This window comes from Affinirhizobium straminoryzae, assembly GCF_007004135.1.
GTDB classification, from domain to species: Bacteria; Pseudomonadota; Alphaproteobacteria; order Rhizobiales; family Rhizobiaceae; genus Neorhizobium; species Neorhizobium straminoryzae.
Genome location: NZ_VJMG01000007.1, coordinates 40,471 through 66,416, shown reverse-complemented (window position 1 = coordinate 66,416; position 25,946 = coordinate 40,471). Strand labels below are relative to the sequence as shown.

Annotated in this window: 30 protein-coding genes; 18 read left to right on the top strand and 12 right to left on the bottom strand. The window is 63.7% G+C overall.

Going from position 1 to position 25,946, the window contains the following annotated elements; translation table 11 throughout:
* Positions 1–8 precede the first annotated feature (8 nt).
* From FNA46_RS02685 to trmB, 10 genes are all read left to right on the top strand, one after another.
* A complete protein-coding gene (locus tag FNA46_RS02685) occupies positions 9–437 on the top strand; it encodes a Fur family transcriptional regulator (protein ID WP_142880799.1) in 429 nt (142 codons plus the stop codon).
* Complete coding sequence (gene olsA / locus FNA46_RS02680) at positions 434–1,228, top strand: lyso-ornithine lipid O-acyltransferase (RefSeq protein ID WP_142880798.1); 795 nt, start codon at positions 434–436, stop codon at positions 1,226–1,228. Before FNA46_RS02685 ends, olsA begins: the two co-directional genes overlap by 4 nt.
* Positions 1,229–1,272: 44 nt before the next feature.
* Positions 1,273–2,688 (top strand): tRNA (N6-isopentenyl adenosine(37)-C2)-methylthiotransferase MiaB, encoded by a 1,416-nt coding sequence (miaB, locus tag FNA46_RS02675; RefSeq protein WP_142880797.1) that lies wholly within the window; start codon positions 1,273–1,275, stop codon positions 2,686–2,688.
* A 33-nt stretch (positions 2,689–2,721) separates the two neighbouring features.
* Complete coding sequence (locus FNA46_RS02670) at positions 2,722–3,777, top strand: PhoH family protein (protein WP_142880796.1); 1,056 nt, start codon at positions 2,722–2,724, stop codon at positions 3,775–3,777.
* 15 nt (positions 3,778–3,792) lie between these two features.
* Positions 3,793–4,302, top strand: a complete 510-nt coding sequence (gene ybeY, locus FNA46_RS02665) for an rRNA maturation RNase YbeY (protein ID WP_142880795.1) — start codon at positions 3,793–3,795, stop codon at positions 4,300–4,302.
* Between the two features lie 10 nt (positions 4,303–4,312).
* Positions 4,313–5,491 (top strand): hemolysin family protein, encoded by a 1,179-nt coding sequence (locus tag FNA46_RS02660; RefSeq protein WP_142880794.1) that lies wholly within the window; start codon positions 4,313–4,315, stop codon positions 5,489–5,491.
* 168 nt (positions 5,492–5,659) lie between these two features.
* Positions 5,660–7,258 carry an apolipoprotein N-acyltransferase gene (gene lnt / locus FNA46_RS02655; protein ID WP_142880793.1) on the top strand — a complete coding sequence of 533 codons (1,599 nt, stop codon included), beginning with the start codon at positions 5,660–5,662 and terminating at the stop codon, positions 7,256–7,258.
* 148 nt (positions 7,259–7,406) lie between these two features.
* Entirely contained in the window at positions 7,407–7,826 is a 420-nt protein-coding gene (locus tag FNA46_RS02650; RefSeq protein WP_142880792.1) for a helix-turn-helix domain-containing protein, read from the top strand.
* Positions 7,827–8,014: 188 nt separating this feature from the next.
* The gene (gene metK, locus FNA46_RS02645; protein ID WP_142880791.1) at positions 8,015–9,253 is read left to right on the top strand and encodes a methionine adenosyltransferase; all 1,239 of its coding nucleotides are present in this window, start codon (positions 8,015–8,017) and stop codon (positions 9,251–9,253) included.
* Positions 9,254–9,266: 13 nt separating this feature from the next.
* Entirely contained in the window at positions 9,267–9,965 is a 699-nt protein-coding gene (gene trmB, locus FNA46_RS02640; protein ID WP_142880790.1) for a tRNA (guanosine(46)-N7)-methyltransferase TrmB, read from the top strand.
* A 40-nt stretch (positions 9,966–10,005) separates the two neighbouring features.
* Here the strand turns inward: trmB and FNA46_RS02635 are convergent, their stop codons facing one another.
* The 4 genes from FNA46_RS02635 to FNA46_RS02620 all read right to left on the bottom strand — a co-directional run bounded on the left by FNA46_RS02635 (position 10,006) and on the right by FNA46_RS02620 (position 13,040).
* Positions 10,006–10,263, bottom strand: coding sequence for a BQ00720 family protein (locus FNA46_RS02635; protein ID WP_142880789.1), 258 nt, complete (start codon positions 10,261–10,263; stop codon positions 10,006–10,008).
* Between the two features lie 43 nt (positions 10,264–10,306).
* On the bottom strand, positions 10,307–10,735 hold the full coding sequence (locus FNA46_RS02630; RefSeq protein WP_142880788.1) for an Hsp20 family protein: 429 nt from the start codon (positions 10,733–10,735) through the stop codon (positions 10,307–10,309).
* A 148-nt stretch (positions 10,736–10,883) separates the two neighbouring features.
* Positions 10,884–11,783, bottom strand: a complete 900-nt coding sequence (locus FNA46_RS02625) for a ribokinase (RefSeq protein ID WP_142880787.1) — start codon at positions 11,781–11,783, stop codon at positions 10,884–10,886.
* Positions 11,784–11,840: 57 nt separating this feature from the next.
* A complete protein-coding gene (locus FNA46_RS02620) occupies positions 11,841–13,040 on the bottom strand; it encodes a DNA recombination protein RmuC (RefSeq protein WP_142880815.1) in 1,200 nt (399 codons plus the stop codon).
* Between the two features lie 117 nt (positions 13,041–13,157).
* Between FNA46_RS02620 and def the strand changes: the two genes are divergently transcribed.
* Genes def through truA form a run of 5 tightly spaced genes read left to right on the top strand, consistent with a single transcriptional unit; the run spans position 13,158 to position 16,208 of the window.
* Positions 13,158–13,679, top strand: a complete 522-nt coding sequence (gene def, locus FNA46_RS02615; RefSeq protein WP_210245850.1) for a peptide deformylase — start codon at positions 13,158–13,160, stop codon at positions 13,677–13,679.
* 59 nt (positions 13,680–13,738) lie between these two features.
* The gene (locus FNA46_RS25905; protein WP_185969702.1) at positions 13,739–14,098 is read left to right on the top strand and encodes a plasmid stabilization protein; all 360 of its coding nucleotides are present in this window, start codon (positions 13,739–13,741) and stop codon (positions 14,096–14,098) included.
* On the top strand, positions 14,022–14,444 hold the full coding sequence (locus tag FNA46_RS02610) for a type II toxin-antitoxin system VapC family toxin (RefSeq protein WP_185969701.1): 423 nt from the start codon (positions 14,022–14,024) through the stop codon (positions 14,442–14,444). Before FNA46_RS25905 ends, FNA46_RS02610 begins: the two co-directional genes overlap by 77 nt.
* A gap of 19 nt (positions 14,445–14,463) precedes the next feature.
* A complete protein-coding gene (gene fmt, locus FNA46_RS02605; RefSeq protein ID WP_142880785.1) occupies positions 14,464–15,399 on the top strand; it encodes a methionyl-tRNA formyltransferase in 936 nt (311 codons plus the stop codon).
* Positions 15,399–16,208: a tRNA pseudouridine(38-40) synthase TruA gene (gene truA, locus FNA46_RS02600; protein WP_142880784.1), complete on the top strand. Its 810-nt coding sequence runs from the start codon at positions 15,399–15,401 to the stop codon at positions 16,206–16,208. The genes fmt and truA overlap by 1 nt, the downstream gene beginning before the upstream one ends.
* Here the strand turns inward: truA and FNA46_RS02595 are convergent.
* The 4 genes from FNA46_RS02595 to dapD are packed head-to-tail and all read right to left on the bottom strand — an operon-like array spanning position 16,155 to position 19,465.
* Positions 16,155–16,751 carry a hypothetical protein gene (locus tag FNA46_RS02595; protein ID WP_142880783.1) on the bottom strand — a complete coding sequence of 199 codons (597 nt, stop codon included), beginning with the start codon at positions 16,749–16,751 and terminating at the stop codon, positions 16,155–16,157. The two genes, truA and FNA46_RS02595, sit on opposite strands and share 54 nt — an antisense overlap.
* Before the next feature lie 29 nt (positions 16,752–16,780).
* Entirely contained in the window at positions 16,781–17,398 is a 618-nt protein-coding gene (locus FNA46_RS02590) for a hypothetical protein (RefSeq protein ID WP_142880782.1), read from the bottom strand.
* Positions 17,385–18,578 (bottom strand): succinyl-diaminopimelate desuccinylase, encoded by a 1,194-nt coding sequence (gene dapE, locus FNA46_RS02585; protein WP_142880781.1) that lies wholly within the window; start codon positions 18,576–18,578, stop codon positions 17,385–17,387. Before dapE ends, FNA46_RS02590 begins: the two co-directional genes overlap by 14 nt.
* A 17-nt stretch (positions 18,579–18,595) precedes the next feature.
* Positions 18,596–19,465 carry a 2,3,4,5-tetrahydropyridine-2,6-dicarboxylate N-succinyltransferase gene (gene dapD, locus FNA46_RS02580; RefSeq protein WP_142880780.1) on the bottom strand — a complete coding sequence of 290 codons (870 nt, stop codon included), beginning with the start codon at positions 19,463–19,465 and terminating at the stop codon, positions 18,596–18,598.
* A gap of 241 nt (positions 19,466–19,706) precedes the next feature.
* On the opposite strand from dapD, the gene FNA46_RS02575 reads away from it, so the two are divergent.
* Positions 19,707–20,576 carry an LOG family protein gene (locus FNA46_RS02575; protein ID WP_142880779.1) on the top strand — a complete coding sequence of 290 codons (870 nt, stop codon included), beginning with the start codon at positions 19,707–19,709 and terminating at the stop codon, positions 20,574–20,576.
* A 61-nt stretch (positions 20,577–20,637) separates the two neighbouring features.
* On the opposite strand, the gene FNA46_RS02570 is transcribed toward FNA46_RS02575, so the two are convergent.
* Both FNA46_RS02570 and FNA46_RS02565 read right to left on the bottom strand, forming a co-directional pair.
* Positions 20,638–21,324 (bottom strand): EF-hand domain-containing protein, encoded by a 687-nt coding sequence (locus FNA46_RS02570; protein WP_142880778.1) that lies wholly within the window; start codon positions 21,322–21,324, stop codon positions 20,638–20,640.
* 104 nt (positions 21,325–21,428) lie between these two features.
* Positions 21,429–22,139, bottom strand: coding sequence for a pyrimidine 5'-nucleotidase (locus FNA46_RS02565; RefSeq protein WP_142880777.1), 711 nt, complete (start codon positions 22,137–22,139; stop codon positions 21,429–21,431).
* A gap of 133 nt (positions 22,140–22,272) precedes the next feature.
* On the opposite strand from FNA46_RS02565, the gene FNA46_RS02560 reads away from it, so the two are divergent.
* Complete coding sequence (locus FNA46_RS02560; protein ID WP_142880776.1) at positions 22,273–23,175, top strand: DMT family transporter; 903 nt, start codon at positions 22,273–22,275, stop codon at positions 23,173–23,175.
* Positions 23,176–23,194: 19 nt separating this feature from the next.
* Here FNA46_RS02560 and argB read toward each other — a convergent pair whose 3' ends face one another.
* Positions 23,195–24,082, bottom strand: a complete 888-nt coding sequence (gene argB, locus FNA46_RS02555) for an acetylglutamate kinase (protein WP_142880775.1) — start codon at positions 24,080–24,082, stop codon at positions 23,195–23,197.
* Between the two features lie 301 nt (positions 24,083–24,383).
* On the opposite strand from argB, the gene FNA46_RS02550 reads away from it, so the two are divergent.
* Positions 24,384–25,118: an anti-sigma factor gene (locus tag FNA46_RS02550; RefSeq protein WP_142880774.1), complete on the top strand. Its 735-nt coding sequence runs from the start codon at positions 24,384–24,386 to the stop codon at positions 25,116–25,118.
* 74 nt (positions 25,119–25,192) lie between these two features.
* Here the strand turns inward: FNA46_RS02550 and yihA are convergent, their stop codons facing one another.
* The gene (gene yihA / locus FNA46_RS02545; RefSeq protein ID WP_142880773.1) at positions 25,193–25,846 is read right to left on the bottom strand and encodes a ribosome biogenesis GTP-binding protein YihA/YsxC; all 654 of its coding nucleotides are present in this window, start codon (positions 25,844–25,846) and stop codon (positions 25,193–25,195) included.
* Between the last annotated feature and the right edge of the window lie 100 nt (positions 25,847–25,946).

Here is a 25,946-nt window from a genome sequence, read left to right as displayed (position 1 = left end):
GGGACGACATGACAGACCTTTCCAAATCCCTGGAGGAGCTGTGCGCCGAGCGGGGCATGCGCATGACCGAGCAGCGCCGCGTCATTGCCCGGATTCTGCAGGAGTCCGACGATCATCCGGATGTGGAGGAGCTGTACCGCCGCTCCACCAAGGTGGATGGCCGCATCTCGATCTCCACCGTTTACCGCACCGTCAAGCTGTTCGAGGATGCCGGCATCATCGAGAAGCATGATTTCCGCGACGGACGCTCCCGCTACGAGACCGTGCCGGAAGAGCATCACGACCACATGATCGATGTGAAGACGGGTGAGGTGATCGAGTTCCACTCCGCCGAGATCGAGGCGCTGCAGGAGCGGATCGCCCGCGAGCACGGCTTCCGCCTCGTCGGCCATCGGCTGGAACTTTACGGCATTCCGCTGGACAAGGACGACGCGTGATCACCTGGATCCGGATCGGGCTCATCTTTGCCATCCTGACGGTGGTGACGCTCGTTCTCCTGCCGTTTCAGCTTCTGGCGCTGCGCTATGACTGGCCGCTCAGGCGTCGCCTGCCGCGCTGGTGGCACCGCATCGCCTGTTCCGTGCTCGGGATCCGCATCCGCATCCATGGCCGCCTGGAAAGCCGCCGCCCGCTGATGCTGGCTGCCAACCATGCTTCCTGGAAGGATATTCTGGTGCTCGGTGCCATCGCCGATGTCGCCTTCATCGCCAAGGCCGAGGTGGCGGACTGGCCGATCTTCGGCCTGCTCGCCAAGTGGCAGAAATCCGTCTTCGTGGTGCGCGAACAGAAACGCCGCACCGGCGAACAGGTGAACGAGGTGGCCGAGCGGCTGGCAGCCAGCGAGATCATCGTGCTGTTTCCCGAGGGCACGACATCGGACGGCAACCGGCTGCTGGAGGTGAAGACCTCGCTGTTCGGCGCTGCTTCCGCCGCGGTTCCTGCCTCGCCGGAGGGCGTCGTCTATGTGCAGCCGGTCTCGATTGCCTATACCGGCATCTACGGCATGCCGATGGGGCGCTATCACCGGCCGATCGCCGCCTGGCCGGGCGATGTGGAACTGGTGCCGCATCTGATGGGCATTCTGAAAACCGGTGCGCTGGAAGTGGATGTCGATTTCGGCGAGGCCGTGGAATTCCGCGCCGAGACCAATCGCAAGCTGGCGGGGGCGACCGTTGTGGAGCGCCTGCGCACCCAGTTGCGACAGCGGCTCTATCCGCGCGCCGGCTGAAAGATCCCTTCTATTTGCGGGCGTCTTGCAGTAAAGAACCCGCCATGAGCGACCAGATCATCCCCCTTCCGGCGACCGCAGAGGCGGCAGCGCCTGTGCCCGTCACAAACCCCAACACGCGAAAAGTGTTCATCAAGACCTATGGGTGCCAGATGAACGTCTATGACTCGGTGCGCATGGGGGATGCGCTGGCGAGCGAGGGTTATGTCACGACCGAGGCGATGGAGGAGGCGGATCTCGTTCTCCTCAACACCTGTCACATCCGCGAAAAGGCTGCCGAAAAGGTCTATTCGGCGCTCGGCCGCCTGCGCGAGATGAAGAAGGAGCGCGCCGCCAACGGCCGCGAGATGATGATCGGCGTGGCCGGCTGCGTGGCCCAGGCGGAGGGCGAGGAAATTCTTCGCCGTGCGCCGGCGGTCGATGTGGTGATCGGCCCGCAGACCTATCATCGCCTGCCGCAGGCGCTGCAGCGGGCGCGCCGGGGCGAGCGCGTCATCGAGACGGACTACGCGGTCGAGGACAAGTTCGAGCATCTGCCGAAGACGGAAAAGGCGGTCATCCGCTCCCGCGGCGTCACGTCCTTCCTGACGGTGCAGGAGGGCTGCGACAAGTTCTGCACCTTCTGCGTGGTGCCCTATACGCGCGGCTCGGAAGTGTCGCGCCCGCTCGCGCAGATCCTCGAGGAGGCGCAGCGCCTGGTCGATGCCGGCGTGCGCGAGATCACGCTGCTCGGCCAGAACGTCAATGCCTGGCACGGCGAGGGGCCGAAGGGCGATGCCTGGGGGCTTGGCGATCTGCTCTATCGCCTCTCGGAGATCCCGGGTCTTGCCCGCCTGCGCTACACGACCAGCCACCCGCGCGACATGGATGACCGCCTGATCGAGGCGCATCGCGATCTGCGCACGCTGATGCCCTATCTGCATCTGCCGGTGCAGGCCGGGTCCGACCGGGTGCTGAAGGCGATGAACCGCCGACACACGGCAGAGGAATATGTCCGCCTCATCGAGCGTATCCGTTCTGTGCGTCCGGATATTGCGCTGTCGGGCGATTTCATCGTCGGCTTCCCCGGCGAGACCGAGGCCGAGTTCGAGGACACGCTGCGGCTGGTGGAGAGGGTGCGTTACGCGCAGGCCTTCTCCTTCAAATATTCGACGCGCCCCGGAACGCCGGGTGCGGAGCTTGGTTCACAGGTCGCCGAAGAGGTGAAGGCCGAGCGCCTGGAGCGGCTGCAGGCCCTGCTTCTGAAGCAGCAGCAGGAGTTTGCCGAAGGATGCGTCGGCAAGGTCATCGATATCCTGCTCGAAAAGCCCGGCCGCAATGCCGGCCAGCTGATCGGCCGGTCGCCGTGGCTTCAGTCTGTGAATGTTGATGCAAAATCATCGCAAATCGGTGACATTATCTCTGTACGAATCATTGGCACGGGACCGAACAGCTTGTTTGCCGAGAGGATCGAGCGTTAAATGGCCCGAGCAACCTTATAGGAGCGTGCCTGCTTGAACGGTCGTGAATTGGTCTCTTCCCCCTCGCGCCACCCCAGATCCGCCGCGATTGACGCCAATCACTTCGTCTTGACGTTCGAGAACAACCGGCTGGCCAGCGAACTCTTCGGACAGTTCGACCAGAACCTGAAGCTCCTGGAAGAACGCCTGCATATCGATGCGCGCGCACGGGGCAATTCCGTCAGCATTTCCGGCGACGTGCTCGCCACCAATCAGGCGCGCCGCGCCCTCGATTTTCTCTACGAGCGCCTGCAGAAGGGCGGCTCGGTGGAAACATCCGATGTGGAAGGAGCGATCCGCATGGCGGTTGCCGCCGACGACCAGCTGACGCTGCCGACACTGGAGCGGAAGGCAAAGCTCTCCATGGCGCAGATTTCCACCCGCAAGAAGACCATTCAGGCCCGCACGCCCACCCAGGATGCCTATATGCGGGCGCTGGAACGGTCGGAACTGGTGTTCGGCGTCGGTCCCGCCGGCACCGGCAAGACCTATCTGGCCGTCGCCCATGCCGCCCAGCTTCTGGAGCGCGGCGCGGTCGATCGCATCATCCTGTCGCGTCCGGCCGTCGAGGCGGGCGAGCGGCTCGGCTTCCTGCCGGGCGACATGAAGGAAAAGGTCGATCCCTATCTCAGGCCGCTCTACGACGCGCTCTACGACATGATTCCCGGCGACAAGGTGGAGCGGGCCATCACCGCCGGCGTCATCGAGATCGCGCCGCTTGCCTTCATGCGCGGTCGCACGCTTGCCAATGCCGCCGTCATTCTGGACGAGGCGCAGAACACGACATCCATGCAGATGAAGATGTTTCTCACCCGCCTTGGCGAAAATGCCCGGATGATCATCACCGGCGATCCAAGCCAGGTGGACCTGCCGCGCGGCGTCAAGTCCGGGCTGGTCGAGGCTTTGCAGGTGCTGAAAGGCGTCGAGGGCATCTCTGTCGTGCGCTTCAAGGACACCGACGTGGTGCGTCACCCGCTGGTCGGCCGCATCGTGCAGGCCTATGACGCGCAATATGCCGTACATGAGGAAAGCGAGGAAGCGGACCGCTGAGCGGTTCGAGATCCCATGCCTGAACTGGACATACAGATCAGCGTCGAAGACGAGCGCTGGCCAGACGAGGAGCAGCTCTCTGCCCTCAGTGAACGTGTGCTCGGCGCTGCAGCCGGCTTCATCGCCACCGAGGAGAAGCAGCCCTTCCCGCCGCACCCGTGCGAGGTGTCGCTGGTCTTCACCGACGATGCGGCGATCCGCGAGATCAATGCCGAATGGCGCGGCAAGGACAAGCCGACCAATGTCCTGTCCTTCCCGGCTTTCCCGGTCACGCCCGGCAAGACGCCGGGGCCGATGCTGGGCGATATCGTGATTGCCCGCGAGACGGTGGAGCGCGAGGCGCTTGACCTTGAGAAGTCCTTCGATGACCATCTGACCCATCTGATGGTGCACGGCTTCCTGCATCTTTTCGGTTATGATCACATCGAAACCGACGAGGCCGAGAAAATGGAAGCCCTGGAGACTCGTATTTTGGCCAGGCTTGGCCTATCTGATCCCTATGCGGGACAAGACCCGCTGGTTTGACACTGGAACGATGAACGAGATTTCGACAAACGCCGTTCGCGACGGCAATGCATCGGAACAGTCATCCTCTGACGAGGGTGGCAGTCCGTTAAGGCGGGATGCGCATGCGCGCTCGTCCAATTCCTTCTGGGCACGGGCGATCCGCCTGCTGAGGCCCTCACAGGGAGAACGCCTCCGCGAGGATCTCGCCGATGCCCTTCTCACCGATACGGCCGTCAGCAATGCCTTTTCGCCTGAAGAACGGGCCATGCTGCACAATATCCTCCGCTTCCGCGAGGTGCGTGTCGAGGACATCATGGTTCCGCGCGCCGATATCGAAGCGGTCGACATGACGATGACCCTCGGCGACCTGCTGATCCATTTCGAGGAAACCGGCCGCTCGCGCATGCCCGTCTATTGCGACACGCTGGATGATCCGCGCGGCTTCGTGCACATCCGCGATCTCCTGTCCTATCTCGCCAAGCAGGCCCGCAACAAGCGTCGCGGCACGGCGGCAGCGAAGCCTGCAACCGTGGCAGACGGTGAGGCCGTGCTGAAGGAAAAGGTGGTGCGCACGCCGCGCCCGGCCTTCGATCTCGGTCGCGTCGATCTGACGAAGACGGTGGCCGATGCCGGCCTGATCCGCAAGATCCTGTTCGTGCCACCCTCGATGCTGGCGTCCGACCTGTTGCAGAGCATGCAGGCGGCGCGCACACAGATGGCGCTTGTGATCGATGAATATGGCGGCACCGACGGCCTTGTCAGCCACGAGGACATCGTGGAAATGGTGATCGGCGACGTTGAGGACGAGCATGACGATGACGAGGTCATGTTCTCCCGCACCAGCGAGGATGTGTTCATCGCCGATGCGCGCATCGAACTGGAGGAGATCGCCGAGGCGATCGGCCCGGATTTCGACATTCGCGACCGTCTGGAGGATGTCGACACGCTGGGCGGCCTGATCTTCTCGGCGCTTGGCCGCATTCCGGTGCGGGGTGAACTCGTGCAGGCCGTTCCCGGCTTCGAGTTCCAGATTCTCGACGCAGACCCGCGCCGCATCAAGCGCGTTCGCATCATGCGCAAGCGCGCCGCCGCTGTCCGTCGTCGCCAGATCAAGGGGGAGGGCGATGGACAGGCGGCCGATCTCCTGCCGGCATCTGCGGAAGGGCAGGGAGCCGACAGCGCGTCGACTGCAGCCCGTCCGGAGTGATCGCTTCGCGGGCACGACACTCGGCCCCTCTGATGGCCGGATTGCACGACATTCACCAGGACCCGAAAATCGGACAGATTTTCGGGTCTTAGTTTGGGCAGGAACGGGAAAGGCTCGGGCGCTATGCCGCCAGGGCAACACGAATCGGGCCGAGGTGAAGGGGTGGTGATGGAAAGACTGGCGAACCGGGTGATGCTTCTGTGGGGCATACGCCGCGCAGGGCTTGCCATTCTGGCCGGAGCCATCGGTGCGCTGGCGCTGCCGCCCTTTTCCTTTCTGGCCGCCCTGTTCGTGTCCTTCACGCTGCTCGTGTGGCTGATGGATGGCTGCGCGGAAGCGCCGGGAAGCGGGAGAATGGCGCGCTGGCGCTCCACCTTCCTTCTCGGCTGGCTGTTCGGTTTCGGCTATTTCGTGGCCGGTCTCTGGTGGCTCGGCAATGCACTTCTGGTGGAGGCGGATGAGTTCGCCTGGGCGTTGCCGCTGGCCATCCTCGGCCTGCCGGCCTTCCTGGCGCTCTATTATGGCCTTGCCACCTGGCTGGCTGGTCTCTTGTGGTCGGACGGATTTGGACGGATCGCCGCGCTTGCCGCCAGCTTCGGCCTGATCGAATGGCTGCGGGGCCTGTTGTTCACGGGCTTTCCATGGAATGCCATCGGCTACGGCGTCATGCCGGTGCCGATCATGATGCAGTCGACCGCTGCGATCGGCATCTTCGGCGTTTCGACGCTTGCCGTCTTTGTTCTTTCCGCTCCCGCCCTCATCGGCACGCGCAAGGGGGCGCCGATCGGCCTGGCGCTGGCGGGGCTGATGATCGCCGCCCATTTCGGCTATGGTGCCTATCGGCTCAGCGAAAGACCGACGGCTCACCGTTTGGATCCACCCGTCACGGTGCGCGTGGTGCAGCCGGTTATCGATCAGGCCCGCAAGATGGACACTGGCGACGACCGGCGGGCCGTGTTCGAGGAACATCTGGCGCTTACCGCGCTGCCGCCGAAGCCGGGCACCCGGCGTCCGGACATCGTCATCTGGCCGGAAACCTCGGTTCCCTTCATCCTGACGGAAACGCCGGGCGCGCTCGCCCGCATCGCGGATGTGCTGGAGGATGGCCAGATCCTGATTGCCGGTGTGGTGCGCATGGAAGCGCGCGGGGCGGGTCAGGAGCCGCTTTACTACAATTCAATCTATGCGATCGACAGCCAGGGCCAGATCATTGCTGCAACCGACAAGGTGCATCTGACCCCGTTTGGGGAATATTTACCATTCGAACGCTTCTGGAACCGGCTGGGCATTTCCAACATCGTTGACATGCCGGGCGGTTTCACTGCCGGCACCCGCCCTGCGCTGATCACGCTGCCGTCGGGTGCGTCATTTTATCCGCTCATCTGCTATGAAGCGATCTTTCCCAATGAGTTGACGGCGGATGCGGGTCGCGCGGCGGCTCTCCTCAACATCACCAATGATGCCTGGTTCGGCAGGACGCCCGGGCCATACCAGCACTTCCTGCAGGCCCGTCTCCGGGCTGTCGAGACGGGCTTGACACTGATTCGCGGCGCAAACAGCGGGGTTTCGGCGGTCATCGACGGGCATGGCCAAATCAAAGAAGGCCTTGACTTCGATCAAAAAGGCGTGATCGACTCGACTTTGGGTGGTGACGTCGTCCCGTCGTGGGACATATACGCGCGTGAAACGCACTTCTGGTTGTTGATCATTACTATGTTCTTGATTGCAGGCGTTTCGCGCATGGGTTTAAAAATCCGCCTCAATTGACCGGAAAACCCTAAAATTGCATAGTGCAACCGCGTTCGTTGGAACCTGTGCTTTCATGCGGTGCCTGGGCAGCACGCAAGTATGCGGAAGTATATGGATACACGTATTGCGAGTTATGGGGATTGAAGATCAACCTAGGACGTTTACGATGACTGAGAACAAGAAGAAGCCGAACCCGATCGATATTCATGTCGGGAGCCGTATCCGGCTTCGCCGCACCATGCTTGGCATGAGCCAGGAAAAACTGGGCGAAAGCCTTGGGATCACCTTCCAGCAGATCCAGAAGTATGAAAAGGGCACCAACCGCGTTGGCGCCAGCCGCCTGCAGAACATTTCCAGCATTCTCAACGTACCCGTCTCCTTCTTCTTCGAAGATGCGCCTGGCGAACAGTCCGCCGGCGGCCCGGGTCTCGCCGAAGCGTCCAGCTCGAACTACGTCGTCGATTTCCTGTCCTCGTCCGAAGGTCTGCAGCTCAACCGCGCCTTCGTGAAGATCACCGACCCCAAGGTTCGTCGCAAGCTGGTCGATCTCGTCAAGGCACTGGCCGCCGAAGCCGACGTCGACTGAGCCCGTTCGACAGGCATCCCCGAGAAAGCGGCCCCAGTGGCCGCTTTTTTTTGGCAAAAATGTCACCTTCGGGCGCGGCGTAAACCTTCCGTTGTCGTATAAAGATATATTTATGTGGTTCTGTCCTTGTTTTTGAGCGACGAACTCACTACCACAGACAGCGGTTTGTTCTTGAGGGGAATCCCAGCATGCGCGCCAACTACCTGTTTACCAGCGAATCCGTCGCCGAAGGTCATCCTGACAAGGTGTGCGATCGCATTTCCGATGAAATCGTCGATCTGGTTTACCGGGAGGCGGCGAAGACCGGCGTTGACCCGTGGACGGTTCGCATTGCCTGCGAGACGCTCGCCACCACCAATCGCGTGGTGATTGCCGGCGAAGTGCGCCTGCCGCCGAGCCTGATGAAGACCGACAAGAACGGCAACGAGGTGATCAACCCCGCGAAGTTCAAGACGGCAGCCCGTCGCGCCATCAAGGACATCGGCTACGAACAGGACGGCTTCCACTGGAAGACCGCCAAGATCGACGTGCTCCTTCATTCCCAGTCGGCCCATATCGCCCAGGGCGTGGACAATGCCGCTGACCAGCAGGGCAATGAGGGCGCCGGCGACCAGGGCATCATGTTCGGTTACGCCTGCAACGAGACGCCGGAACTGATGCCGGCGCCGATCTATTACTCGCACCGCATTCTTCAGCTGCTCTCTGCCGCCCGCAAGAAGGGCGAGGGCGATGTCGGCAAGCTCGGTCCTGATGCCAAGAGTCAGGTGACGGTGCGCTATGTCGACGGCAAGCCATCGGAAGTGGCCTCTATCGTTCTCTCGACCCAGCACCTGGACGAGAGCTGGGATTCGAAGAAGGTGCGTGAGGTCGTCGAGCCCTATATCCGCGAGGCACTGTCCGATCTGAAGATTGCCGACGACTGCGCCTGGTACATCAACCCGACCGGCAAGTTCGTGATCGGGGGCCCGGATGGCGATGCCGGCCTCACCGGCCGCAAGATCATCGTGGACACCTATGGCGGGGCCGCGCCGCACGGCGGCGGTGCCTTCTCCGGCAAGGACACCACCAAGGTGGACCGCTCCGCCGCCTATGCCGCGCGCTATCTCGCCAAGAACGTCGTGGCCGCCGGCCTTGCCGACAAGTGCACGATCCAGATTTCCTATGCGATCGGTATTGCCCAGCCGCTGTCGATCTATGTTGACCTGCATGGCACTGGCAAGGTAACCGAAGACCAGGTCGAGGCCGCGATCCGCAAGGTGATGGACCTCTCTCCGAGCGGCATCCGTCGTCACCTCGATCTCAACAAGCCGATCTATGCCAAGACGTCTTCCTACGGTCATTTCGGCCGTAAGGCAGGCCGCGACGGGTCCTTCTCCTGGGAGAAGCTCGATCTCGTGAAGCCGCTGAAGGAAGCCCTGAAGAACTGAAGGACGAACCGAAATGGATACCGAGCGCCGGTCGCGAGCCACCGAGGCATTCTTTGGCCGGCGCAAGGGAAAACCGTTGAGGGACCGCCAGTCGGACCTGATGTCGGCCGTCCTTCCGTCCCTGCGCATCGATCCGGCCGGACCCCGGCCGGATGACCTTGCCACGCTATTTCCTGTCCCCGTTACCGCGATCCGGCTGGAAATCGGCTTCGGCGGCGGCGAACATCTGGTGCACCGCGCCGGTGAACAGCCGCAGACCGGCTTCATCGGCGTCGAACCCTTCGTCAATTCCATGGCGAAGCTGCTTGCCCGGGTCGAAGACCTCGCCCTCCAGAACATCCGCGTCTATGACGACGATGCCACCGTGCTGCTGGACTGGCTGCCGGAGGGCTCGATCGACCGTATCGACCTGCTCTATCCCGATCCGTGGCCGAAGAAGAAGCACTGGAAGCGGCGGTTCGTCTCGCAGGTCAATCTCGCCCGCTTCCATCGCGTGCTGAAGCCCGGCGGCCTGTTCTGCTTCGCCTCCGACATCGATACCTATGTGAACTGGACGCTGCAGCATTGCGCGGCCCATGGCGGCTTCCGCTGGACGGCCGAAGAGCCGGCGGACTGGCTGACGCCGTTCCCGAGCTGGCCCGGCACGCGCTATGAGGCCAAGGCCCGGCGTGAAGGCCGCTCCTCTGCCTATCTGACATTTGTGAGGGATTGAGGCGGCAGGCGAAAAGCCCGATGCCGCAGGTGCGGGACCGTCAGTGGAGGCTGACGGTCTTGAGGTCGTCTTCGGCGGCCTTGAAGAAGGTGCTGGAGCGGTTGTCGGTCAACAGAATCGGCGTGCCATCGGCACCGAACAGGGCCCAGAGATCCAGTGCCGGATCGATCTGCGGCGCTTCGGGAAAGCAGCGGGTGACATCTTCGGAGCGCATCTTGCGGATGTAGCCGACCTCGCCGGAGCCGAGATGGGCAAGTTCCGATTGCGTCAGTCGCGCGGTGGCGTTCTTGAGGAGCATTCCAGCCTCCGTATGAGGGGTACGGGCATTTCTGCCAGGCCTCTTACTTTGAAACCGAAATGTTAATTTTTCGCACCATGCGTTCAGGCTCGGGACGAATGAGATCGACCGAGAGAAGCCCGTTGGAGAGTTTCGCCCCGGACACCTGCATGCCATCCGCCAGCACGAAAACCCGCTGGAACTGGCGCGCCGCAATGCCGCGGTAGAGATAGTCGCGCTCTCCCGTTTCCACCTGCCGGCCGCGGATCGTCAGCTGATTTTCCTCGACGCTGACATCGAGATCGTCCTCGGAAAAACCGGCGACCGCGAGCGTGATGCGCAGCCTTTCCGGCTCGCCCGCGGCATCCGGCCGCATCCTCTCGATATTGTAGGGCGGATAGCCGTCATTCGCCTTGGCCAGGCGCTCGAGGGTCTTTTCCATGGTGTCGAAACCCAGCAGCAGAGGGCTGGTGAAGGGGGTGATGCGGCTCATCGCGCAGTCCTTGATAGCAAGCGACTTTATGGGCTGGCGCACCCGTGTGGCATGCGCCGGATGACGAGCAATATGGTGTGCCGGAACGGCCAGTGCAAGTTTTCGCAAGCGACCGTTCCGCAGGTTTGTCCTGTCGGCGCCGCAGCGTTCAGAGCCGCGCCGCCACCTCGCCAGCTGTGGGAATGGCCGGCTGTGCGCCTGGCTTCAGGCAGGCGAGCGAGCCTGCCACCGCCGCCCGACGTAGCGCTGTGGCAAAATCCAGCCCCTGGTCGAGGCTTGCCGCGAGATAGCCGCAGAAGGTGTCGCCGGCGCCGACGGTATCGACCGGTTCGATGACAAGGCCCTTGGCCCGCAGTACCTCGCCGGCATGCAGCGCCACGACTCCGTCGCCGCCAAGCGTCACCACCAGCGTCTGGCCCGTCTTCGCATGCAACTGCTGCATTTCGGCAAGCCGCGCCGCATCGTCGAGATCATGCTTGCCGATCAGCAGCTCGAATTCGGTTTCGTTGGCGACCACGATGGAGGCAAGACCGGCCAGCCGGATGGCATCCGTCGTCAGCGGCGCGGTGTTGAACAGGGTGCGGATGCCGCGCGCCTTCGCCGCCTGCATGGCTGCTTCGACGGCCGCGGCCGGCACTTCCATCTGCAGCATCAGCGTATCGCCATCGGCCATGCCTGAGACGGCGGCCGTGCCGTCTTCCGGCAGGAAGATGCCGTTGGCGCCTGGCACGACGGCGATCATGTTCTCGCCATCGCCGCCGACCAGAATCAGCGCCGTGCCGGTGGGTTCGCTGACGCGGCGCACGGCGGACAGATCGGCGCCGGCGGCGTCCAGCAGGGCGAGTGCCGGTGTGGCGAAGCCGTCATTGCCGACGGCGGCCACCATGCGCACGGGGCTTCCGGCGCGCTGGGCCGCCAGCGCCTGGTTGGCGCCCTTGCCGCCGGCGGCGGTGGAGAAGCTGTCGCCTGCCACCGTTTCTCCCGGCTGCGGCAGGCGCGCCGTGGTGGCGATGAGGTCCATGTTGACGGAACCGAAGACAGTGATCATGAGGTGTGAAGCCCTGCGTGCTGGTGTTTCCTGTGCGGCGGACACTGCCCGAGCGGGTCAATCCTCGTCAACCACCCTCAGCTTCAGAAGTCCCGTCCGGCTTTCGACGGCACGCTCCACCGGGGGCTCGGACGGTGCGGACGGTTTTGCCACCGGCTGTTCCAGTTCGAGCGCGCCGATACGGGCGCCGCGGCGGGTCAGCTTGTCGGATGAGGTGAGGATCTGCTCCACATCGCGCGTCGCGGCCTGGAAATGTGCCTGCAGCTTGCGGGTGCGCTCGTCCAGCCGCAGCAGATCCTCCATCAGCAACGCCACTTCGCCCTGGATCAGATGCGCCTGTTCGCGCATGCGCTGATCCTTCAGCACAGCCTGGATGACCTGGATCGACAGCATCAGCAGCGAGGGGGAGACGATGACGATGCGGGCACGCTGCGCCTTCTGCACCACGCCCTCGAAATGCTCGTGGATCTCCGCGAAGATGGATTCGGATGGCACGAAGAGGAAGGCCGTCTCCTGCGTTTCGCCGGCGATCAGGTATTTTTCCGAGACGTCGCGGATATGGGTTTCGAGATCCCGGCGGAATTGCTGGCCGGCGGCCTTGCGCGCCTCCGGCTGGGTGGCCTCGCGAAAGGCATGCCAGGCTTCCAGCGGAAACTTGGCATCGATGACGAGCGGCGGCGCCCCGTTCGGCATGGGTACGAGGCAATCCGGTCGCAAGCCGTTGGAAAGTGTCGCCTGGAAACTGTAGGCCCCTTGTGGAAGGGCATCCGCTATGATCGCCTCCATGCGGCCCTGGCCGAAGGCGCCGCGCGTCTGCTTGTTGGAGAGGATCGCCTGCAGCCCGACGACGTCGCGGGCGAGCGTCTGGATATTGCTCTGGGCGGCGTCGATGACGGCAAGCCGCTCCTGCAGCCGGCGCAGGTTGTCGTGTGTGGTGCGCGTCTGTTCGGCAATCGTGGAACCCAGCCGATGCGACATGCCGTCGAGGCGCTGGTTGATGGCGCGGTTGAGTTCCGCCTGCCGGCTGCCGAGCGCATCCGTCATCGCCGCGACGCGGCCCTGCATTTCCATCTGGGCCTGCATCAGTTCCGCCAGACGAAGGTCCAGCCCGGCCTTGTCTGCCTGTCCGCCGCGCCGCAAAAGCAGCGACAGCACAAGCCCGATGGCAAGGCCGCCAAGGAGAAACAGGCCGCCCGGGCCGGCAAGGAGGGCGAGGATCTGGTCGAAGAGGCGAAGGCTGTCGTTCTGCATCGTCAAACGGTAGCGGAGTTTGGGTGAGGACGAAAGATCAAAACGGGAACAAATGCGTTTTGCCACGCAAAACCCGCCTTTCGGCCAGTTTCCTCCTCGGAAAAGATGGAGTATGGGAGGCGCATGACGATCAAGCCTCTTATCATTCTTCCCGATCCCCTTCTGCGTCAGGTGTCCCAGCCGATCGAGCAGGTCAATGCCGACGTGCTGCAACTGGCCGACGACATGCTGGAAACCATGTATGACGCCCCGGGCATAGGCCTTGCCGGCATCCAGATCGGCGTGCCGCGTCGCATCCTGGTGGTGGACGTCTCGCGCGAGGGCGAGGAGAAGCAGCCGCTGGTGATCATCAACCCGGAGATCGTTGCGTCCTCCGACGAGCGTTCGGTCTACGAGGAAGGCTGCCTGTCGATTCCGGAATACTATGCCGAGGTGGAGCGCCCGGCGGCAGTCACCGTGCGCCACGTCGGCCGCGACGGCAAGGAGCACCTGCTGGAGGCCGACGGGCTTCTGGCCACCTGCCTGCAGCACGAGATCGACCACCTGAACGGCGTATTGTTCATCGACCATATTTCCCGCCTGAAGCGCGAGATGGTGATCAAGCGCTTCACCAAGGCCGCCAAGTCGAAACCCAAGGCCATCTGACTGCTTGAAGCCCGGCCGCCGTCTTCCTATGATGAGATTGACATCAGGGAGGGTGGCCCTTGGGCGACCTGTTGATCAGAAATCTGGATGAAAAACTCGCACACCAGATCGCGGCGCGGGCGAGCCGAGCTGGGCGCACCTCGTGCGAAGAGGCAGAAGACCTGCTGCGGAAAGGTCTGCAACTGACAGAGCCTGACGCCGACCCTCCTGCACAGACGGCCTTCGATGCGATCCGCTCGATCTTCGTCGAGGAAGGCGCCCTCGATGAGGAATTTTCCGGAATCATGGATGAGGTGGAAGCGGAGCGAAAGCGGAGTTCGGCAGGCCACCCGAAGACCTCGAGTGATCGTGCTCGACACCAATATCGTCTCGGAGTTCTCCCGGCCGAGGATGAATGCCAATGTCCTTCGCTGGTTTGAGGCGAGTGATTTCGGGTCCCTTTACCTCTGCAGCGTGGTAATCATGGAGCAGATCTACGGGGCGGATCGCATTTTGCGGCAGTCTGGATCGGATCGCTATCATCGGGTTCTCGGACGACTGATCGAAGAGAGATTCGACAACCGGATCCTGGAGTGGACGATTGCCGATGCAGAGAGAACCGGCCAGATCCACGCCCGCCGCGATGCCATCGGCCGGCCGATGGGCGTGCAGGATGCCATGATCGCCGCCATTTGCCTTAGCCATGGCGCAAGCCCTGCCACCCGCAACACAAAAGACGTCGAAGGGCTTGATCTTCGGCTCGTAAACCCGTTTGAAGTCGGCTGACGACAACAGGACGGACTTCATGGCGCTCAGCATCATCTTCATGGGAACACCGGAATTTTCCGTGCCGACGCTGAAGGCACTGGCGGAGGCTGGCCACGAGATCGTTGCGGTCTACACCCAGCCGCCGCGTCCAGGCGGGCGCCGCGGGCTCGATCTGCAGAAGTCCCCGGTGCATCAGGCGGCCGAGGCGCTCGGGTTTCCTGTCTTCACGCCTCTGAATTTCAAGGCGGCAGAGGAGCGTGCCCGTGTGCGTGCACTGGGCGCCGATGTCGCCGTGGTGGTGGCCTATGGCCTGCTGTTGCCGGTCGAGGTGCTCGAGGCGACGCGACTCGGCTGCTACAATGGTCATGCGTCGCTTCTGCCGCGCTGGCGCGGGGCCGCTCCCATCCAGCGGGCGATCATGGCAGGTGACGAGAAGACCGGCATGATGGTGATGCAGATGGAAAAGGGGCTGGATACCGGCCCGGTGGCGCTGACCGCCGAAGTTCCGATCGGGCCGGACACCACGGCCGGCGCCTTGCACGACACTCTGATGGCGGTCGGCGCGAAGGCCATGGTAGAGGCCATGGCGCGGCTGGAGGCCGGCGCGCTGCCGCTGACGCCGCAGCCGGAGGAGGGCGTGCTCTACGCCGCCAAGATCGACAAGGGCGAGACGCGCATCGATTTTTCCCGGCCCGCCAAGGCGGTGCATGATCATGTCCGTGGCCTGTCGCCCTTTCCCGGCGCCTGGTTCGAGGCCGAGATCAACGGCCGGCCGGAGCGCATCAAGGTGCTCGAAAGCACGCTGGCCGACGGAGAGGGCGCGGCCGGCACGATCCTCGATGAGCATCTGACGGTGGCCTGTGGCGAGGGGGCGGTTCGGCTGACGCGCTTGCAGAAGGCGGGTGGCAAGCCGCTGGCGGCCGAGGAATTCCTGCGCGGCACGCCGCTCGCATCGGGCACGAGGCTCGCCTGATGCCGCGTTTCAAGATGACCGTCGAATATGACGGCACGCCCTATGTCGGTTGGCAGCGGCAGGAGAATGGTCATTCGGTGCAGTCCGCGATCGAGGGGGCTATCCTGTCCCTGACGCGGGAGACGGTCAGCATCCGCGCGGCCGGGCGCACTGATTCCGGCGTGCATGCGCTCGGCCAGGTGGTGCATGCGGATCTGTCCCGCGACTGGGCGCCTTACAAGCTGCGCAACGCGCTGAACGCGCATCTGGCGCTTGCCGGCGAGAAAGTGTCGATCATTTCCGTCGAGGCCGTGCCTGATGTCTTCGACGCCCGCTTTACGGCGCTCCGGCGGCATTATCTCTATCGCATCATCTCGCGCAAATCGCCGCTTGCCATCGACGCTAAGCGTGCCTGGTGGGTGGCGAAGGAACTGGATCACGAGGCCATGCACGCGGCCGCCCAGAGGCTCGTCGGCCATCACGATTTCACCACCTTCCGCTCCGCCCATTGCCAGGCGAAAAGCCCCGTGCGCACGCTGGATCGGCTGGATGTGACCCGCCACGGCGATCTCATCGAGATCCGCGCCACCGCGCAGAGTTTTCTGCACAACCAGATCCGTTCCTTTGCCGGCACGCTGAAGCTGGCGGGGGAGGGCAGGATGACGCCGCAGGATGTGCAGGACGCGCTGGAGGCGCGGGATCGCGCCGCCTGCGGTCCGGTCGCGCCGCCGGAAGGGCTCTATTTCATGCAGGTGGATTATCCGGATGCCGAGGGCTTAGCCCGGATAGACGTCCAGGAAGCGCTCCAGCGCATCGGAGATGAGGAGTGAGGGCACGATCAGCACCATGGTGATCGTCGCGATCATCAGGCGCTGATCGCCGAACACCATCCGGAAGATGCGCGACATCGCCACGATCAGCGCGACAATGGCGGCAAGCCAGATGAGAGCGACAAGACCTGTCAGCCCCGGGAGCGCCACCAGCACAAGGCTCAGCACGCCGTAAAGGTAGGAAAACGGCAGCGATAGCCAGTTGGTGACCAGCACGATCGCCGGAAAGAAGCGGCCGATGCCGAGCAACAGTGCCAGAATGCCGGCGAGCACCAGCGGCAGGATCCAGTTCGCCGCCTCCAGCATCGCCATGCGCAGGAAGAATATGGCTCCCAGCGACTGGCTGGGCGGCAGCCCCTGCATATAGGCGAAGCGCCACCACACCCAGGAGAAAGCAATGGCCGGCGCGCACCAGGCAATCGCCCAGAAGGAACGCATCATGCCGCGGTCGGAGAGATCGAGATACTGGAAGCCCGCACGGTTGCCCTTGATCAGCAGCCACAGGCCGAAAAGATAGAGTTTGACTTCAGTGAAGGAGGGCAAGCGACGAGGCTCCGGGAGGGACATGTGTTTCAGCCATAGGGAATATGCAGTCCCATCGAAGTTTCAAGGGTCTGCGCTATCCAGAGCGGCAGAAGCACGACGACCGACACAATAAGGCTCCGCCGCCACCGCGGCCCGCCGATGACGGTGTGGGCAATGGGCCAGAGCATCGACAGCAGCAGGGTGACGGCGAGCGCCAGCACGGCGAGGCGGGCAAGCCAGAGCCAGACCGTGCCGCCACCGATCAGCAGCAGCAGCGGCAGAAGCAGCAGATAGCCGCCATGCACCACGGCGACGCCGCCCCAGTTCACCATGACGATCAGCGGGCGTGCCAGCGGCCGAAGGCCGAGCAGGAGAGAGGCCAGGGCCACCGACAGCAACGCCATGCCCCAGCAGGCCAAATTGACCGCGAGAACCTGATAGACAAAGACGAGATGTCCGCGGCCGCCATCGGGCACCACCTGCAGGAAGCCGATGCGCCACAGGATGGCGGAAAGCAGCAGCGCCGGCAGGCAATAGAGAATGGCCCTGAACGAGCGGATCACGCCTTCGTCCGAAATGTCGAAATGGGAGAGGCCGCGCGCATCGCCGCGGGCCAGCAGAACGAGCCCGCCGAGGTGATGGCGGATCTCCTCAGCTGGCCGCATGCTGGAACCAGCGCTCGATGAAGGTCTCGTAGATGGTGGTGAGCGTCTCCAGATCCGCCAGCGCCACCCGTTCGTCCACCATGTGCATGGTCTGGCCCACCAGCCCGAATTCCACCACGGGGCAGTAATCCTTGATGAAGCGGGCATCCGATGTGCCGCCGGTGGTGGAGAGCGCCGGCACCTTGCCGGTCACGGCCTCGACGGCGCCCGACAAGGACGAAATCAGCGCATCGTTGCGCGTCAGGAACACATGGCTCGGCCGTTCCGACCAGGTGATCTCGTAGCGGATCGGCGCGCGGCCGGGGCGTAGCGTCTGGTCGGCGGCTGCCGCATCCAGCCGGCGCACCAGCTCGTCCTGCAGGCTCTCGGCGGTCCAGAGGTCATTGAAGCGCACGTTGAAATCGAAACGCGCGCGCGCGGGAATGACATTCGTCGCGCGGTTGCCGGTATCGATGGTGGTCACTTCCAGATTGGTCGGCGGAAAGTTCTCGGTGCCGGTGTCGAGCGGGGGATGCATCAGCGCGGTTGCCATGGTGGCGACGGCCCGCAACGGATTGTCGGCCAGATGCGGATAGGCTGCATGGCCCTGCACGCCATGCACGGTGACGAAGCCGGAGATCGAGCCGCGGCGGCCGATCTTGATCATATCACCCAGATGGTCGGGATTGGTCGGCTCGCCGACGAGACAGGCATCCCAGCGCTCGCCCCTCTCCGCCGCCCATTCCAGCAGCTTGACGGTGCCGTTGATCGCCGGGCCTTCCTCGTCGCCGGTGATGAGGAAGGAGACCGAGCCCTTCGGCGCCCCGTGCTTTTCCACGTAGCGGGCAAGTGCCGCCACGAAGCAGGCAATGCCGCCCTTCATGTCCACGGCGCCGCGGCCGAACATCTCTCCGCCGGCAATCTCCGCCGCAAAGGGCGGATGCGTCCAGGCCGCCTCGTCTCCCACCGGCACAACATCGGTATGCCCGGCAAACATCAGATGCGGGCCGTCGCTGCCGAGGCGGGCATAGAGGTTTTCGATGTCCGGCGTCCCCGCCTCGCTGGCGGTGACGCGCTCGACGGCAAAACCGAGCGGCGCCAGCATCGCCTCAAGCGCGACAAGCGCCCCGCCTTCCGCCGGGGTGACGGAGGGGCAACGGATCAGGGTGGCCAGATTGTCGGCCGCGTTCGTGACGGACATCGGGATCAGGCCCTTGCTCAGTCGCGCAGCAGTTCGTTGATGCCGGTCTTCGAGCGGGTCTTCTCATCCACACGCTTGACGATGACAGCGCAATAGAGATGCGGTGCAGGCTGGCCGTTGCCCATCGTGGCATTGGCTGACGGCATGGAGCCGGCGACGACGACGGAATAGGGCGGTACTTCGCCATACATCACCTCGCCCGTGGCGCGGTCGACGATCTTGGTCGACTTGCCGATGTAGACGCCCATGCCGAGCACCGAACCTTCGCGGATGATGCAGCCTTCGACCACTTCGGAACGCGCGCCGATGAAGCAGTTGTCCTCGATGATCGTCGGGCCGGCCTGGAGCGGTTCCAGAACGCCGCCGATGCCCACGCCACCCGAGAGGTGCACGTTGGCGCCGATCTGGGCGCAGGAGCCGACGGTCGCCCAGGTGTCGACCATGGTATTCTCGCCGACATAGGCGCCGAGATTGACGAAGGAGGGCATCAGCACGACGCCCTTGGAGACATAGGCCGAGCGGCGCACGACGGCATTCGGGACGGCACGGAAGCCGGCGGCGCGGAACTGGTTCTCGCCCCAGCCTTCGAACTTGGAGGGCACCTTGTCCCACCATGTGGAGGCGCCGGGGCCGCCCTTGACGACCTCCATATCGTTGAGACGGAAGGACAGAAGAACGGCCTTCTTCAGCCACTGGCGAACGGTCCAGCTGCCGTCCTCGCCGCGGGAGGCAACACGCAGCGTGCCGTTGTCGAGAAGGGTCAGAGCCTCATCCACCGCATCGCGGATTTCGCCCTTCGTGCTGATGGTCACGCTGTCGCGATTGTCGAAGGCGTTTTCGATCGTTGCTTCGAGGGTGGCGAAGTCCTGGTTCGCGGGGCTGGTCATCGGAAGTCCTTGGCTGTCAAACGGAACGTGATGAGGGGACGCTTTCTGCCGGCTGGCAAAGTCTTGAGGATTGATCTAAGCGACCGCCTCTCGGGCGTCAACGTGGTTTGGCGTTCCGGCGTCTTGCCCCGTCCGGCCAGGAGGCTGCACCGGGCGATGACAATTTGGCGGGAACCTACGGATTCGTAATCGATTGCGCGTTAGACAAGGGTTTGAAGGCTAGAATATGGAGGATAGACCCATGGCAGCGGGCAAGAGCGACAGGCTGAGGCGCAAGGGCGGCGTGTTCGATCCGCTGAAGGACAGCTCGGTCGACAAGCTCAGGGCGCGCGCCATTCCGAAAACACCGCAATCGGTGTCGCCCTCCTATCGGCTCGCCTATGCGGACGAAGACTTCCTGTGTCGCGACGAACTGCGGCCGGTGCGTCTGCAACTCGAACTGCTGAAGCCCGAGATGATCCTGACGGAGATGGGCATCAAGTCCACCGTTGTGCTGTTCGGCGGCGCGCGCATTCCCGCGCCCGGCGCGGAACCCTGGGCGGCGCGCAACGAGACGCAGCGCAAGAGCCTGGAGGAGGCCTCTGTCTATTACGAGGAGGCGCGCAAGTTCGCCGTGCTCTGTGCCGGCGAATCCGCGCGCCATGCGCATCAGGAATTCGTGGTCGTCACCGGCGGCGGGCCGGGCGTCATGGAAGCCGGCAATCGTGGCGCGGCAGAGGCGGGGGCGCCAAGCATGGGCCTCAACATCCTGCTGCCGCACGAGCAGGCGCCCAACCAGTATGTGACGCCGGCGCTCAGCTTCAACTTTCACTACTTTGCCATCCGCAAGATGCATTTCCTGATGCGGGCGCGGGCAATTGCGGTGTTTCCCGGCGGCTTCGGCACGCTGGACGAGCTGTTCGAGGCGCTGACGCTGATCCAGACGCGGCGCATGGAGCGCATTCCGCTGATCCTGTTTGCAGAAGCCTTCTGGCGCAAGATCATCAATTTCGAGGCGCTGGCGGAGTTCGGCACCATTGCGCCGGAAGACATGGATCTCATCAGTTTCGTGGAAACGGCTGAAGAGGCCTGGCGCGTGATCGCCGATTTCTACGAACTGAAGGCCGGCTGACCCTGAAACGAAGAGGCCCGCCCCCGAGCGAAAGGGGCGGGCCATACGTCGGCGGCGGACCTTACAGGGGGCGGTCCGGCAGGTCGTCGACGGTGATCAAACCATCCTTGTTGCGATCCATGCGATCGAACAGCTTGTTGAGGGCTTCGGTTGCTTCCGCCTTGCTGATCTGGCCGTTCTCATCGGTATCGATCATGCGCACCAGCGCCATCATGGGCATCATCCCGCGCTCCATGGCGTGACGCTTGCCGTGGCGCATCTCGTCGCGGGGACCATGCCGCGGACCATCCTTGTCAGCCATTTCCCCGGGGCCATCCTTGCCGTCCGGGCCGCGCGGAGCATCACCCGGCGGTGGAGCAGGAGGGGTGTCGCCATTTGCCATATCGGGGCCATGGGGACCATGGCCGCGGCCTTCGTGCTCGGCACGGTGCTTCTCGCGCCAGGCGTCCATACGGGCCTCCTGGAACTTGCGCAGTTCGCCCGGCGTCAGCACGCCGTCCTTGTTGGTGTCGATCTCGGCAAACAGCTTGTCGCCCCATGCCATCAGCTCGTCCTTGGAGATCTTGCCGTCCCTGTTGGTGTCGGCCTCCTTCAGAAGTCGCACGAACATCACGTCTTCCATCATGCCGCGATCCGGACCGGGACCATGGCGCTCCGGCCGGCCGGGGGCGGCGAAACTCGCGGGAGCGGCGGCGCCGACCAGAAATGTCGCGCCGAGGGCAGCGAGAACGAGTTTCTTGACCGTCATGGAGGGCTTCCTTTCCTGTTGTCGTCGGAGGAAAGATAAGCCGGCCCTTGCGGAGCCACCACTTAAACATCGGTAATCTCGATGAACCTTTGGTAAGGTTGTCGTCAGCGGGCCAGGACTGCGTGCAGGAAAGCGGTCAGGTCGTCGGTCATGTAATCGACATTCGGATCTTCGTCCGATGCCTGTTCCCAGCGTTCGATGACGAAGTCGCCGAGGTTGCGCGGCACCAGCAGAACGGTCTTCATACCAAGCGCGCGCGGAGCTTCCAGATTGCGCGGCAGGTCCTCGAACATCGCCGCGTGGCGGGTATCGACGCGATTGAGGCTGGCGAACTTGTCATAGGTCGCGCCGGCCGGCTTCGGCACGTAATCGGCCGCGACGATATCGAAGATGTCGTCGAAATGGTCGAGAATACCGAGCGCCCGCGCGGCTGCCTCAGCATGCGAGACGGTGCCGTTGGTGAAGATGAACTTGCGCCCCGGCAGCGCCCGGATGGCCTCCCCGAGTTCCGGATGCGGCAGAAGCGCCGAATAATCGATGGCATGCGCTTTTTCGAGAAAGGCGTCGGGATTGATGCCGTGATGCACCATCAGCCCTTTCAGTGTGGTGCCATGCTCGTGATAATAGCGTTTCTGCAGGGCGCGCGCCTCGTCGCGCTCCATCTGCAAAAGCTCCGCCACGAAATCCGTCATGTTGCGGTCGATCTGGGAGAACAGATTGACGTGATGCGGATAGAGCGTGTTGTCGAGATCGAACACCCAGTCGCGGACATGGGCGAAATCGGCGGGGTTCGGCGTGGCGTTGAGCTGTGGCATGGCCGCTTTATGCACCGGGGCGCCGGCAAAGGGAAGCGGCAAAGCAGCGGCGAGAGATGGCGTTGCGCAAAGGCGAACCGATTGCCGCCCGGCTGGCCTTGGCGGCCGGTTGGCCGGGTGCTAGCACGTCGTCATGGAACCCTGGATACCCATCACTATCGCCGCCGCCTTCCTGCAGAACCTGCGCTCCGCCCTGCAAAAACACCTGCAGGGCTCGCTCGGCACGCGCGGCGCAAGTTTTGTGCGGTTCGGCTACGGCTTTCCCGTGGCCGTTCTCTACGTGATCGCCCTGCATGCTCTGGCCGGCTATCGGTTGCCGGTGCCGACGTTCGGCTTTGCGGTCTGGGCGGTGATCGGCGGTCTGGCACAGATCTATGCGACGATCATGCTGGTGCATCTCTTTTCGCTGCGCAACTTCACCGTCGGCACGGCCTATTCCAAGACGGAGCCGATGCAGGCGGCCCTGTTCGGCCTGCTGATCCTCGGCGAGCGCCTGAGCCTTGGCACCGTGATCGCCATCCTGATCGGCGTCCTTGGCGTGATGACCATTTCGGTCGCCCGCTCGCCGCTGACGGCGGGCAGCCTCATTCGCTCGCTTACCAGTCGCACGGCACTGATCGGTATTGCCTCGGGCGGCGTGTTCGGCATTTCGGCGGTGGCCTATCGCAGCGCCTCGCTGTCTCTCGATGGTCCGAACGCTGTGATGCAGGCCGCCGTGACGCTTGCCTGCGTGACAGGTTTCCAGACGCTGTTCATGCTCGGCTGGATGCTGCTGACTGATCGCAGCGAGATCGGCAAGGTTGTCCGCTCCTGGCGTACCTCGTCATTGGTGGGGTTTGCGGGCGTGGTCGGCTCGGCCGGCTGGTTCACAGCCATGACCCTGCAGCAGGTGGCCTATGTGCGGGCGCTCGGCCAGATCGAACTGGTGTTCACCTTCATGGCCTCGGTCTTCCTGTTCAAGGAGCGGGTCAACCGGCTGGAACTGATGGGATGCCTGCTGATCGTTGCAGGCATCCTCGGTCTTCTGTTCTTCTGAACCGTGCGCCAGGCGGCGATCAGGGCACGAGCAGGGTGCCGGCGCCGCCTTCGGTGAAGATTTCGAGCAGCACCGAATGCGAGGTCTTGCCGTTCAGGATGACGACGCCCTGCACGCCGGCGCGGATCGCGTCGATGCAGGTCTCGACCTTGGGGATCATGCCGCCGGAAATCGTGCCGTCCTTGATCAGCGCCTGCGCCTGCGCGACGGACAGTTCCTTGATCAGGTTCTTGTCCTTGTCGAGAACGCCCGGCACATCGGTCAGGAACAGCAGGCGGTCGGCGCGCAGCGCGCCGGCAATCGCACCGGCAAAGGTATCGGCATTGATATTGTAGGTCGCGCCGTCGCGGCCGGGCGCGACCGGCGCGATGACCGGGATCATTTCCGACTTGGCCAAGAGGTCGAGGAGCGTACGGTCCACTTCCACGACATCCCCGACAAAGCCGAGATCCAGAACGCGTTCGATGTTGGAATCCGGGTCGATCACGGTCTTGCGGGCCTTTTCGGCAAACACCATGTTGCCGTCCTTGCCGCACAGGCCGATCGCCCATTCGCCGGTCTGGTTGATGAGAGCGACGATTTCCTTGTTGATCGAGCCGGCCAGCACCATCTCGACGATCTCGACCGTCTTCTGGTCGGTAACGCGCAGGCCACCCTCGAACTTGCTCTCGATGCCCATCTTGGCGAGCATGGCGCCGATCTGCGGCCCGCCGCCATGCACGACGATCGGGTTCACACCAGACTGCTTCAGGAGCGCGATGTCTTCCGCAAATGCCTTGCCGAGCGTGGTGTCGCCCATGGCGTGGCCGCCATATTTTACCACGATGGTCTTGTTCTCGTAACGCTGCATGTAGGGCAGGGCCTGCGCCAGCAGCCGGGCCTGCATCTCGCTTTCGGGCGTGGACATGATGTACCTCTGGATCGTGCGGTCCGGCCTTTTAACCCATGTTCTTGGCGGAGGAAATAATCCGCGCGCAACAAATCGGCGTAAGGTTGGGTGCGGTTTGAAACGTGATGCGCCATGGTGTCCATGACGCATTGACAGCGAACCCGCCGCGTTGGATCCTTGGATGTTGCGGAGGGGTGAGGCATATCCGCACGGAGGATTTCCGCCAGGTGGAACGCTTGCTGCTATCTGCCGGAGACGGGAAGTTTCCGCCCGGAACAGTCCCGGCCATGTCAGACAGGACGAAAGAGTAAGAGGACCGATGAGCAGTCCGAACCAGAGCGAGGGGGATCGCGCCAGGGATGAAGTCCTGGCCGGCGAATATGTGCTGGGCGTGCTGTCGCCGGAAGGGCGCGCGCGCGTGGAGGCTCGCATCCGCCGCGATCGGGCCTTTGCGGCCATTGTTGCGCGCTGGGAGCAGAATCTCGCCCCGCTTGCCGATGATTACGAAGCGCTCTCTCCTCCGGATTTCATCGTGCCGATGGTCGAGCGGCGGATGATTGCCGCGCGCCAGAAGACGCTGTCACGTCCTTTCAGGGGGCGCTCCCTCTGGGCATCGCTCGGGCTCTGGCGCACGCTCACCTTCGTTTTCGGCTTTCTCTTTGCCGGCGTACTCTTCTTCAGCACCCATGCACCGGCTCCCGCAATCGTGCCGCCCCCCATGCGACCGCTGGCGGACCTCAAGGCACAGGACAATCCGATGAGCCTGGCGGCCCGTTACGATTCGGGTGAGGGGCGCCTGCGCCTGGCGCCTGTCGCAACGGCGGGAAGCGACCAGCAATCCCTGGAGGTCTGGGCGATCGAGACCAATGCAGCGCCGGTCTCGCTCGGCGTGCTGCCGCAGGCGGGAGATGGCGAACTGATCGTGTCGAAGGAATGGCGTGGCCGCCTCAAGCCGGGCGTGACGCTTGCCGTCAGCCGCGAGGCCTATGGTGGCTCACTGAGCGGCAGGCCGACGGGTGCCTTCGTGGCAAGCGGTACCGTGTCTGCGCCCTGATCGGGAAGGGCAGGTCCTGCCGCCCGTCAGGCCCGCAAGCGGCGCCGGCGAGGCGAAGAGAGGAGCCCGTCACGTCAGGGTCTATAGCCCACGGTTTCGCCAATGGCGCGGCGCAGGTCGTCCAGTCCCTCAACCTTTTCCGATGAGGTCGCGAGAACTTCGGGATAGGCCGCCGGACGCTTGCGGATCTTCTCCAGCGTCTCGGCGATCAGGCGTGGCACGGCGGGCGGCTTGATCTTGTCGGTCTTCGTCAGCACCACCTGATAGGAGACGGCGGCCTTGTCGAGCAGCGTCAGCACGTCCTCGTCATTCTTCTTGATGCCGTGCCGGCTGTCGATCAGCACATAGACGCGCTTCAGCGTGGCGCGGCCACGCAGGTAATCAAAAACGAGCTTCGTCCAGGCATCCACCTGATCCTTCGGCGCCTGCGCATAGCCGTAGCCCGGCATGTCCACCAGCGCCATCGGCGGCAGATCATGCCCTTCACCCGAATAGCCTTCCGGCACGAAGAAGTTCAATTCCTGTGTCCGGCCCGGCGTGTTGGAGGTGCGTGCGAGCCCCCTCTGCCCCACCAGCGCATTGATCAGCGAGGATTTGCCGACATTCGAGCGGCCGGCAAAGGCCACTTCCAGTGGCCCCTGCGGCGGCAGGAAATTCATGGAGGGAACGCCCCGGATGAAGATCCAGGGACGGCCGAACAGCGGCTTTTCCTCGTGTGGTGCGTCCATGATGCTGCTGCCTGTTCTTGGTGTGTCGTCGGATTGGTGTCCGGCTTCCGGGTTTTCGGCCGCCATGTCAAGGCTCGGCGCGGTGTGTCGCCTGCCGGAA

Coding starts and splice junctions, on each gene's coding strand:
- yihA (WP_142880773.1), bottom strand. CDS start 25,846: ATGGACGCACCACACGAGGAAAAGCCGCTGTTCGGCCGTCCCTGGATC.
- FNA46_RS02590 (WP_142880782.1), bottom strand. CDS start 17,398: ATGCGGCCAGCTGAGGAGATCCGCCATCACCTCGGCGGGCTCGTTCTG.
- truA (WP_142880784.1), top strand. CDS start 15,399: ATGCCGCGTTTCAAGATGACCGTCGAATATGACGGCACGCCCTATGTC.
- FNA46_RS02570 (WP_142880778.1), bottom strand. CDS start 21,324: ATGACGGTCAAGAAACTCGTTCTCGCTGCCCTCGGCGCGACATTTCTG.
- lnt (WP_142880793.1), top strand. CDS start 5,660: ATGGAAAGACTGGCGAACCGGGTGATGCTTCTGTGGGGCATACGCCGC.
- FNA46_RS02685 (WP_142880799.1), top strand. CDS start 9: ATGACAGACCTTTCCAAATCCCTGGAGGAGCTGTGCGCCGAGCGGGGC.
- FNA46_RS02560 (WP_142880776.1), top strand. CDS start 22,273: ATGGAACCCTGGATACCCATCACTATCGCCGCCGCCTTCCTGCAGAAC.
- metK (WP_142880791.1), top strand. CDS start 8,015: ATGCGCGCCAACTACCTGTTTACCAGCGAATCCGTCGCCGAAGGTCAT.
- FNA46_RS02635 (WP_142880789.1), bottom strand. CDS start 10,263: ATGCTCCTCAAGAACGCCACCGCGCGACTGACGCAATCGGAACTTGCC.
- def (WP_210245850.1), top strand. CDS start 13,158: ATGACGATCAAGCCTCTTATCATTCTTCCCGATCCCCTTCTGCGTCAG.
- FNA46_RS02660 (WP_142880794.1), top strand. CDS start 4,313: ATGAACGAGATTTCGACAAACGCCGTTCGCGACGGCAATGCATCGGAA.
- argB (WP_142880775.1), bottom strand. CDS start 24,082: ATGTCCACGCCCGAAAGCGAGATGCAGGCCCGGCTGCTGGCGCAGGCC.
- ybeY (WP_142880795.1), top strand. CDS start 3,793: ATGCCTGAACTGGACATACAGATCAGCGTCGAAGACGAGCGCTGGCCA.
- FNA46_RS02630 (WP_142880788.1), bottom strand. CDS start 10,735: ATGAGCCGCATCACCCCCTTCACCAGCCCTCTGCTGCTGGGTTTCGAC.
- fmt (WP_142880785.1), top strand. CDS start 14,464: ATGGCGCTCAGCATCATCTTCATGGGAACACCGGAATTTTCCGTGCCG.
- trmB (WP_142880790.1), top strand. CDS start 9,267: ATGGATACCGAGCGCCGGTCGCGAGCCACCGAGGCATTCTTTGGCCGG.
- dapE (WP_142880781.1), bottom strand. CDS start 18,578: ATGTCCGTCACGAACGCGGCCGACAATCTGGCCACCCTGATCCGTTGC.
- FNA46_RS02625 (WP_142880787.1), bottom strand. CDS start 11,783: ATGATCACTGTCTTCGGTTCCGTCAACATGGACCTCATCGCCACCACG.
- FNA46_RS02575 (WP_142880779.1), top strand. CDS start 19,707: ATGGCAGCGGGCAAGAGCGACAGGCTGAGGCGCAAGGGCGGCGTGTTC.
- dapD (WP_142880780.1), bottom strand. CDS start 19,465: ATGACCAGCCCCGCGAACCAGGACTTCGCCACCCTCGAAGCAACGATC.
- miaB (WP_142880797.1), top strand. CDS start 1,273: ATGAGCGACCAGATCATCCCCCTTCCGGCGACCGCAGAGGCGGCAGCG.
- FNA46_RS02650 (WP_142880792.1), top strand. CDS start 7,407: ATGACTGAGAACAAGAAGAAGCCGAACCCGATCGATATTCATGTCGGG.
- FNA46_RS02565 (WP_142880777.1), bottom strand. CDS start 22,139: ATGCCACAGCTCAACGCCACGCCGAACCCCGCCGATTTCGCCCATGTC.
- FNA46_RS02550 (WP_142880774.1), top strand. CDS start 24,384: ATGAGCAGTCCGAACCAGAGCGAGGGGGATCGCGCCAGGGATGAAGTC.